Source organism: Nonomuraea sp. NPDC003201 (genome assembly GCF_053590415.1).
Genome location: NZ_JBSFTC010000393.1, coordinates 1 through 8,570 on the forward strand (window position 1 = coordinate 1; position 8,570 = coordinate 8,570).

The following is an 8,570-nucleotide window of genomic DNA, read 5'->3' on the forward strand; positions in this document are numbered from 1 at the left end:
CGCGTCGGCGAGGCGGGGCGCCGACAGCTCCGGGTGGGCCAGGAGCACCTTGACCGCGCGGTTGCCGCGAGTGGCGCGGCCGATCAGGTCTGCCGAGACCGTGTGGGGCCAGCAGTCGGGCACCAGGTCGGCGAAGCCGGGTTGCAGCACCAGCTCGTGCTCGGTGTCAAGCCCCAGGACACCGCCCCGCACCGACCGTTCGGCCCAGGCGAAGACCCGCCTGAGCTGGTCGGCGGTGAAGCAGTGGTCGAACAGCACCCGCTCGGTGCGGGTGTCCCAGATCACCGCGCCGTTGCTGCAGGCGAGCAGGCCCTGGAGGCCGGCCTCCAGGGCCCAGTCCAGAGCGTCCCGGGTGGGCCGCCCGGTGGCGACCATGACCTGGAGGCCGGCGGCGCGGGCGGCGGCCAGCGCCTTCCTGGTGTCGTGGCTGAGGCCACCGGCGCTGGTGAGCAGCACCCCGTCCAGATCCGTGCAGACCAGCCGGATCCGCCTCATACGGCGGCGCCCGCGGGGTCGTCGGCGCTGTCGGCGCTGCCGGCGCTCCCGACCGCGAGGCACCGCTGCCCGGCCGCCAGGACGACGACGCCCACCGCCACGCCCAGCGCCCCGACGGACGCGGCCCAGGACTCCGTGGCGTGTTCCAGGACGAGGCCCGCCGCGGTCGATCCCAGGGCGATGCCCGTCGTCATCAGCGTGACCAGCCAGGCGAAGGCCTCGGTGACCGTACCGGCCGGCGCGAGCTTCCCGACCAGGACGAACGCGGCCGTCAGCACGGGCGCGAGGAAGAGCCCGGTGAGGATCATGAGGCCGGCCATGTACGGCGGGGACGGCACCAGGCACAGCAGCGCGTACGCGGCGGCCAGCCCGACGGTCAGCAGCAGCGTCCGCCGCGGCGGCGAGGACGACCAGCGCACGGCGCCGTAGCCGAGACCCCCGACCAGGGCGCCGAAGGCGTTCAACGCCAGCAGAGTGGCCGCCCCGCCCACCACGTAGCGGTGCTCGGTGTAGAACACCACCAGGACGTTGAGGCCACCGATGGCGGCGCCGACCCCGGTCAGGCTCACCAGCAGCACGGTCAGACCGCGGCTGCGCAGCGGCCCGAGCCAGTCGGGCGAGCGGACCGGCGCCTTCCAGTCGCGGGTGGGCGACGCGGTGGCGACCACGAACACGCCCAGCAGGCCCAGCAGCGCCCCCACCCACAGGGCGCCCGCCGCGGACCCGGCCGCCACGCAACCGGCCACGACCAGAGGGCCGCCGACGAAGACCAGCTCCTGGGAGGCCGAGTCCATGGCGTAGGCCGACTCCAGCCGCGCGGGCGGAACAAGATCAGGCCACAGCACCCGGAGGCAGGGCTCCAGCGGCGGGGTCGCCGCCCCCGCCAGCAGGGCGCCCGCGACCACGGCCACAGGATCGGAGGGGGCCATCGCGATCGCGATCAGGCCCGCGCCGGCCGCGACGGCGGCCGGCACCAGGACCCGGACCTGGCCGACCCGATCCACCAGCCGACCGAGCACCGGACCGCCGCCGGCGGCGGCGATGGCGAACGCTCCGGCGGCCAGGCCGACGAAGTCGTAGCTCGCGCCCGCCTGCCGCAGGACCAGCGGGATCGCCAGCGCCGCCATCGCGCTGGGCAGCCTCCCGACCAGGGTCCCCAGCAGCAGCCGGGTCACGTACGGGGCGCGGAGCAGGCTGAAATAACCCATCACTCGCCCAGCAGGTGCAGATGAAGCGCCACCGGTTGATTCTTGCGCAGTTGCAGCTCGATGTCCCCGATCCCCTCGATGCGGTGGTGCGGCCGGCCCTGGGACAGGACGATCCGCCCGTCGGTGGCCAGCAGGTCCGGCATCTCCAGCAGGTGGACCGCCGCCGGCCGCCCCTGCTCGTCGAAGGTCAGCGAGACCGGCCCGCGGAAGGCGACCCGGACGACCGGCTCCTCGGCGTCGCCGCGGGGCTCCTCCACTGACAGGAAGCGGGTGCGCGAATCCCACCGGACCCGCGAGCCGGCGGCCTGCCCCCTGTCCCACTCGGATCGGAACCCGGCGGCGAACCGGTGCAGCAGCAGCGCCCGGTCGGCCGCCATCCGGCGCGCGGGCTCGGTGAGCATGTCCTGCTCCAGCCGGATCAGCTTCTCGTAGAGGTGGGCCAGCACCGAGGAGGTCTCGCCCTCCTGGTGGACCTCCTTGAGAGCGGCCCCGGGGTCCCACAGCGGCTCGCCGAGCAGCCCGCCGTAGGCGAAGGTCCGGCCGATGCCGATGGCCCCCATCGCGTCGAGGTTGTCGGCGTCGTGCACCGCCGCGGCGATCGCGCACCCGTCGTCGAGCTCCTCCTCGGCGAAACGGTAGCGGCCCGTCAGCTCGACCGCGCGCAGGATCGGCGGATGCCAGTCCTGCGGCACTCCGCACCCCTCCAGCACCTCCAGCACGGCCGCGCAGGCGTCCTCGGGCCGGATGGGCCGCCGGTTCTGCCGGGCCTCCTCCACCCGGTGGTAGTCATGAACGTACGCCGCCACCTGCGCGATGCACGGGTCGGCGCCCGTCCGGACCGCGATCTCCCCCGCCAGGGCGGCGACCCGGTCGACGTGGCCGATGTCGTGGGCCGAATCGGCGGTCGCGAAGTCGACCACAACTCGGGCCCGCACCTTCTCCAGAATCGCATTCACCGCTGTCCGTACTCCTCACGCCAGCGCTGCGCCAGCTCCTGCTGCAGCCGCGGGTCGAGGCGGTGCAGCCCCGGCGCCCAGGTCTGCCTGGCCAGCTCACGCGTGCAGAGATACAGCTCGGTGTAGACCAGGTCAAGGACCGATCCGAGGATGCTGTGCTCCATGAAGTTCACGGGCTTGCCGTCGTTGAGCAGATAGACCGTGCGGTCGGCCACCCGCAGTTCGAGCACCTCGTCGACCTCGGCCGACGTCGACGCCGCGCGGCGCAGGCCCTTGACGTCGAACTCGACCTGCTTGGAGCTCCCGCTGGCCAGCACGACGCCGTCACGCAGGTGCGGCACGTCGGCCGTGGTGAGGGCGCGGTGGCCGGAGACGCCGATGATCACCTCGGCCCAGGAGAGCAGGTCCTGGCGCGGGCCCACGCGGAATCCGTGCACCAGGGCGGCGGACATCCGGATGTCGTCGGGATCGTAGACGGCGACCTGGACTCCGGTGCGTCGCAGGTGCTCGGCCAGGGCCGTTCCTATCCCGCCGTAGCCGAGCACGAGGACGCGGCGTTCGCTGAGGAGCCGGTAGAAGCGCAGCCGCAGGAGCCGTTCGACGCTGTAGGCCACCGACCGCCCGACCTGGACGTCCTCGAGGGCCTTCAGCGGGCTGTCGGCGATGGTGAACACCGGCAGGGGAAGCGGCGCGGCGCGCTCGTACTGCCACTGTCCTTGCTTGGTGTCCTCCACGATGCCGCGAAAGCCCGGCACCCCGGCCAGGTCCCGCACCGCCCCGGCGCAGTATCCGCCGACCTCCTGGATCATCACGGGCGACCCGCCCTGCCGCGCGGCCCGCTGGGCGGCGGCGACCGCCATGGGCCCGACCTCCTCGATCGAGGTCGGCATGCTCACCGGAAGGTCCCCCAGCAGCGACAGCGCCTCCGGCTGGGCGCTGTAGGGCACCGGCACGATCTGGGCGAGCTCGGTGGATCGGCTCAGCGACCGCACGTACGGCACCGCGGTGTCGAGCAGGTGCGCGATCAGGATCGTGCGGGCGGGCGGCATCGGCCAGTCGGCCTGGGCGCTGCGCAGCACGGGCAGGTCGCAGGCACGCGACGCGTGCCCGGCGCGTGAGGGCAGGGGTTGGCGCTCGAGAATCGATGTCATGGGAGGTCCCCCTCGGAGAGATGGAGAGATTGCGGCGCGGCTCGACGCCGGGCGGCCGGCTTCAGACCGCCTGGAGCCGGTTCAGGCCGGTCACGGCCATGGCGGGCAGGTGCGCCGGGCGCAGTTCGATCTCGCCGATCGCGGTGTCGGCGGGTGCTTCGACGACCCACCGCACGGCTTGGGCCACAGAGGACGTCGACAGCTTGAACGGTGAGTCGTCACCGATCTCGTTGGCGATCGCGCCGGGATTGATCAGCGTGGTGCGGACCCCGTTCGGTCGCTCTTCCAGCAGGAGCACCTCGGCCAGCGCCTTCAGGGCCGCCTTGCTGGCGCAGTAGGCGCCGCCGCCCTCGAAGTAGCGGCTCCCGGCGTGGCTGCCCATCAGGACGATGCTGCCCCTGCGCGGGCGCAGGTAGGGCAGGGCCGCCTGGAGCAGCGGCAGCACGGAGACGATGTTGACGTCGAACGCGGCCCGCCAGTCGGGCAGGCTGAGCGTGCCGATCCTGCCCAGTGACCGCGCCACCGCGTTGACGACGAGCGCGTCGATGCGCCCCCGCCGGCGCGCGACCGTCTCGACGGCGGCTGTCACGGCGTCGGCCGACTGCAGGTCGCACCGGGCTTCGGGGAGCCAGGACTGTCCCGCCGAGGTGCGGTTGAGCCCCCATACGTCCCAGCCGCCCGCGTGGAGCTCCGCGGCGATGGCCAGACCGGTGCCCCGGTTCGCCCCGGTCACGATGGCGACCGGGCGGTGCGCCTCGGTCATGCCGGGAGCCTGCCGACCAGCTCGGACCAGACGGAGACGATGTGCTCGTGGCCGGCCCCCTGCCGGAACAGGTCCTTGTCGAGAGAGTTGCCCTGGCGGTCGCGCAGCCGCATGCAGTCGGGCGATATTTCGGAGTTGATGATGAGATCGCCTTCGGACTTCGGGCCGATGATCAGGCAGAAATCCCAGAGTTCAAGCGGCTCCAGCCACTTGCGGAGGCAGTCATTGCATTCTCGGGCAATGCGGCGGAACTCCTCGACATCCACTCCGTAGGCCCACAGATAGTCCTCGCCGATGGGCTGGTCCTCGGGGTCGATCCGGAAGTCGAACTTCACCACCGGCGGATGGAAGACATGGCCTTCGGGGAAGAGGCCGGGATACTTGCGGACGGTCGATCCGACGGACCGGTTTTTGACGATGACCTCGAAGGGCGGAGCCGGCACGTAGTCGGCGAGATAGGTGGTCTCGCCGAGCCGCTCCCTGAACACCGTACGAATGCCGGCGGCGTGCAGCGCGCGGGCCGCACGCTCGTAGAAGTCGAGGCGCAGGCGCGCGGTCGCCGGCACGAGCTCGTCGCGGTCGAAGGTGTGGCTGCGCAGGCTGGGGATCAGTTCGACCATGCAGGTGCCGTCGTCGCGCCGCCAAATCCGTTTGCTGCGACCTTCGACGGCAGGCGGCCCGGTCATGCCATTCTTCGGAGGGGTCACAGAACAGCATGGTCATTCTTCTGACCGGCGATGTCAAGCACAATTCAGCCGGGAAATCTTCGGCCCTTTCCGGAGATATTCACAGATCAGGCTATTTGTATTCTCGCCCGCCTTCGCCTGGCCGGACAAGCGAAATACGCGTCGATATCCTCTTTAAGTGGTAGGGGCGCATGAGCCTCAGGATCGCCGCTGCGGGCTAACGTCGCGGCGTCGCGGCCCGATAACGCACCAGCGGCCCTTGCCGACCAGCCGTGCCGAGGAGACAGCCCATGAGCGACGATGTACGCGTCACGATCGAAGCGGTTCCCCGCGCGGGCCTGACCGCGCAGCGGCTGCGCCAGGCGGTCGCCGAGCACCCGGACGCGCTGGCCGCGCTCGAGGTCGCCGACCCCGAACGGCTCACCGTGGCCTTCGCGCCCGGCCTCGGCCACGACCCCGGGGAGAACGCCCCGTTCCAGGCCACCGTGTTCGACCCGGTCGGCAACCGCGCCGTCGAGCTGCGCGGCACCCTCGACCGGCCCGAACGCGCCGAGCTGCGCCCCAGCGCCTACCGGCCGCAGCCCAGCCGCGAGGAGCTGTCGGCCGCCGCCGAGATCCTGCGCGCCGACCCGGGCTTCCCGGCCGGCGAGGACGTGGTCGTCTACCGGCCCATGCCGCCGCTGGCCGACCTGGAGAACCCCGACGGCACCACCGTGCGCCGCCCCACCCTCGGCGTCTACACCCCCGGCGAGCCCACCGGGCTGCGCCACCGCGTCGTCGCCGTCGACCTGGTCAACCGCGCCGTCGACTGGACCCCGTCCGGGATCAACGTGCGCATGCACCACGACTGCGAGCACAGCGTTCCCGAGGGCGTCGACGCGCTGACCGACCACGGCGGCCCCGACCAGGTACGGGTGCGCGTGCAGCGCGGCTCCACCGAGCTGTGGAACCTGCTGGTGGTGCGCCCGCGCGCCTCGGCCCCGCAGAACCCCGGCGTCGGCGGCGGCGTCGAGCTGCGCGACGTGCGCTACCGCGGCCGGCTCGTGCTCCGGCAGGCCCACGTGCCCGTCCTGAACGTCGAGTACGAGGAGGGCACGACCTTCCGCGACGACGCCGGCTTCGAGACCCGCTTCAACGCGACCGGCACGGACCCGGTCGGCTGGGGGTGGCGGTTGTGCGACAGCCCGCCCCGTACCATCCTGGAACGCCCCTCGACCGACGCCGGCAACTTCCAGGGCGTGGCCTTCCACTACGACGGCGAGCAGCTGCGGATCGTCAGCGAGCTGGCCGCCGGCTGGTACCGCTACGCCAGCGACTGGCGCCTGGCCGACAACGGCGACATCAGCCCCCGCTTCGGGTTCGCCGCCACCGCCAACCCGATGACGTGCATGGTGCACCGCCACCACGCCTACTGGCGGCTCGACTTCGACATCGAGGGCTCGGGCAACGACGTGGTCGAGCAGATCGACGACACCGGCTCGATCATCCCCGAACCCGTGCCGATCATCCGCGAGACCTCCCGCAAACGCCTCCACCCCGCCCTGTACTGGCAGGTGCGCGACAAGTCCTCGGGCCGCGGCTACCAGATCCACCCCGGCGAGTTCGACGGCACCGCCGACGCCTACGGCGTGTCCGACCTGTGGTTCCTGCGCCACCACCCCCGCGAGCTCGACGACGGCAACCCCGGCCCGCGCGACCGCGCCGCGCTCAACCGCTTCCTCAACGGCGAGAACCTGGACGGCACCAACGTCGTGGTCTGGTACGCCGGGCACTACTACCACGACCAGGCCCACCCGCAGCCGCACCAAGGTGAGCTGATAGGCCCGCGGCTGGTGCTCATCTAGCGGCTAATCTTGTCGCTCATGAGCCAGGTGGGACACGCGACGGCGCGCGCTCTGCTGCGCAGACTGGCCGTCGAACAGGCCGAATACAGGGTGCCGTCGCTGACGGCGGCGATCGTGCGGGACGGGAGACCGGCGTGGTTCGGCGGGCGCGGCCGGGTGGACGGCGCGCCGCCGACCCAGGCCACCCAGTACCGGATCGGGTCGATCACCAAGAGCATGGTCGCCGTCGTGGTCATGCGGCTGCGCGACGAGGGCGCGCTGCGGCTGTCCGACCCGCTGGAGGCGCACCTGCCGGGCACCCCGCTGGGCCACCTGACCATCGCCCAACTGCTGTCGCACACCGCCGGCCTGACCGCCGAGCCGCCCACCGCCTGGTGGGAGCGCACCCCCGGCGTCCCCGTCGCCGACCTGCTGGAGCGCCTCGGGCCCGACGAGCTCAAGCACCGGCCCGGGCGCCGCTTCCACTACTCCAACGTCGGCTTCGCCCTGCTGGGCGAGCTGGTGGGCAGGCTGCGCGGCACCACCTGGCTCAAGGCGCTGCAGTCGGAGGTGCTCGACCCGCTCGGCATGAACGACACCACCGCCCGGCCGCGCATCCCGCACGCCACGGGATACGCCGTGCACCCGTACGCCGACGTGGTGCTGGCCGAGCCGGAGCACGACGCCGAGGCGATGGGGCCGGCCGGGCAGCTGTGGTCCACGCCGCACGACCTGGCGCGATGGGCGGCGTTCCTGGGCGGCGACACCGCGGGGGTGCTGTGCGGCGACACGCTGGCCGAGATGCGCGAGCCGGTCGGGGTGAACGACGGCGACTCCTGGACCGTCGGATACGGGCTGGGCCTGCAGCTGTCCCGCCCCGGCGGGCGGCGCCTGGCGGGGCACACCGGGTCGATGCCGGGGTTCGTGTCCACGGTGTGGGCCGACCCCGCCGACGGGGTGGGGGTGCTGTTCCTGGCCAACACCACCTCGGGGACGACCAGCTCCCTGCCGACCGATCTGCTGGACATCCTGGAGGAGTACGAGCCGCGCCTGCCGGACGAATGGCAGCCGGTCACCGCCGATCCCGGCCTGCTGGCGCTGACCGGGCTGTGGCATTGGGGGCCCAAGCCGTACACGCTGCGGCTGCTGCCCGAGCGCGGGCTGTCGCTGGAGCCGGTCGGGGGCGGCGGGCGGGCCTCGCGGTTCGTGCCGCAGGCCGACGGGACGTGGCTGGGGCTGGACGGCTACTACGCCGGGGAGACGCTGCGGGTGGCCGCCGACCACCTCGACCTCAACACGTTCATCTTCACCCGCACTCCCTATGACCCGCAGGCGCCGGTGCCGGGCGGGTCCGGCGACTGGCAGGCCTGAGGAGCACGCCGCCGGAGAGGTGGCAGCATGGTCGTGTGCGTGTGGCGATCCTGGGGCCGCTGGAGGTCGAGTCCGCCGCGGTCGGGGGCGCCCGGCTGCGCCGGCTGCTGGTGCGCC

The 8,570-nt window shown here is 72.6% G+C and carries 8 protein-coding genes; 2 read left to right on the plus strand and 6 right to left on the minus strand.

Annotated elements, in window-relative coordinates; all coding sequences use genetic code 11:
* The 6 genes from ACWDX9_RS55275 to ACWDX9_RS55300 form a co-directional block, all read right to left on the minus strand.
* Positions 1–495 (minus strand): HAD family hydrolase (locus ACWDX9_RS55275; protein WP_449970641.1); only part of this gene is annotated, 495 nt, incomplete at its 3' end.
* The gene (locus tag ACWDX9_RS55280; protein ID WP_449970644.1) at positions 492–1,703 is read right to left on the minus strand and encodes an MFS transporter; all 1,212 of its coding nucleotides are present in this window, start codon (positions 1,701–1,703) and stop codon (positions 492–494) included. The genes ACWDX9_RS55275 and ACWDX9_RS55280, both read right to left, overlap by 4 nt.
* A complete protein-coding gene (locus ACWDX9_RS55285) occupies positions 1,703–2,659 on the minus strand; it encodes an HD domain-containing protein (protein ID WP_449970647.1) in 957 nt (318 codons plus the stop codon). The genes ACWDX9_RS55280 and ACWDX9_RS55285 overlap by 1 nt, the downstream gene beginning before the upstream one ends.
* Entirely contained in the window at positions 2,656–3,810 is a 1,155-nt protein-coding gene (locus tag ACWDX9_RS55290) for an NAD(P)-dependent oxidoreductase (RefSeq protein ID WP_449970650.1), read from the minus strand. The genes ACWDX9_RS55285 and ACWDX9_RS55290 overlap by 4 nt, the downstream gene beginning before the upstream one ends.
* Positions 3,811–3,871: 61 nt before the next feature.
* Complete coding sequence (locus ACWDX9_RS55295; RefSeq protein WP_449970653.1) at positions 3,872–4,573, minus strand: SDR family oxidoreductase; 702 nt, start codon at positions 4,571–4,573, stop codon at positions 3,872–3,874.
* Complete coding sequence (locus ACWDX9_RS55300) at positions 4,570–5,280, minus strand: phosphoribosylaminoimidazolesuccinocarboxamide synthase (RefSeq protein ID WP_449970656.1); 711 nt, start codon at positions 5,278–5,280, stop codon at positions 4,570–4,572. Before ACWDX9_RS55300 ends, ACWDX9_RS55295 begins: the two co-directional genes overlap by 4 nt.
* A gap of 269 nt (positions 5,281–5,549) precedes the next feature.
* Here ACWDX9_RS55300 and ACWDX9_RS55305 point away from each other — a divergent pair, with 269 nt between their 5' ends.
* Together ACWDX9_RS55305 and ACWDX9_RS55310 are read left to right on the plus strand one after the other, a co-directional pair.
* The gene (locus tag ACWDX9_RS55305) at positions 5,550–7,103 is read left to right on the plus strand and encodes a hypothetical protein (protein WP_449970659.1); all 1,554 of its coding nucleotides are present in this window, start codon (positions 5,550–5,552) and stop codon (positions 7,101–7,103) included.
* Positions 7,104–7,121: 18 nt separating this feature from the next.
* On the plus strand, positions 7,122–8,453 hold the full coding sequence (locus ACWDX9_RS55310) for a serine hydrolase domain-containing protein (protein ID WP_449970662.1): 1,332 nt from the start codon (positions 7,122–7,124) through the stop codon (positions 8,451–8,453).
* Positions 8,454–8,570: the final 117 nt, after the last annotated feature.

Bases quoted from the DNA above. Each gene is read 5' to 3' on its own strand.
- ACWDX9_RS55280 (WP_449970644.1), bottom strand. From the start codon at position 1,703: ATGGGTTATTTCAGCCTGCTCCGCGCCCCGTACGTGACCCGGCTGCTG.
- ACWDX9_RS55295 (WP_449970653.1), bottom strand. From the start codon at position 4,573: ATGACCGAGGCGCACCGCCCGGTCGCCATCGTGACCGGGGCGAACCGG.
- ACWDX9_RS55310 (WP_449970662.1), top strand. From the start codon at position 7,122: ATGAGCCAGGTGGGACACGCGACGGCGCGCGCTCTGCTGCGCAGACTG.
- ACWDX9_RS55290 (WP_449970650.1), bottom strand. From the start codon at position 3,810: ATGACATCGATTCTCGAGCGCCAACCCCTGCCCTCACGCGCCGGGCAC.
- ACWDX9_RS55305 (WP_449970659.1), top strand. From the start codon at position 5,550: ATGAGCGACGATGTACGCGTCACGATCGAAGCGGTTCCCCGCGCGGGC.